Source organism: Mycobacterium sp. IDUB_1, from assembly GCF_055419625.1.
Window position 1 is genome coordinate 1 of record NZ_JBVAYA010000021.1, and the last position, 253, is coordinate 253.

At 62.5% G+C, this 253-nt stretch carries 1 pseudogene; it reads left to right on the forward strand.

Features of this window, described 5'->3' with window-relative positions:
• A pseudogene (locus ACZYYX_RS29485) lies at positions 1-253 on the forward strand (acetaldehyde dehydrogenase (acetylating)); the annotation flags it as partial.

Consider the following 253-nt stretch of genomic DNA (forward strand, 5'->3'; position numbering starts at 1 on the left):
TCGACGAGTTCACCAAGACCACCAGTGCGGGTGTGCAGCACATCGGTGGCGCGGCGCGGGGTAAGGCGATCATCATTTTGAATCCGGCGGATCCGCCGATGATCATGCGCGACACCATTTTCTGTGCGATTCCCGAGGATGCCGACCACGCGGCGATCACGGCGTCGATCAAGGATGTGGTGGCCGAGGTGCAGACCTATGTGCCGGGCTACCGGTTGCTCAACGAGCCGCAGTTCGACGAGCCGTCGGTGGT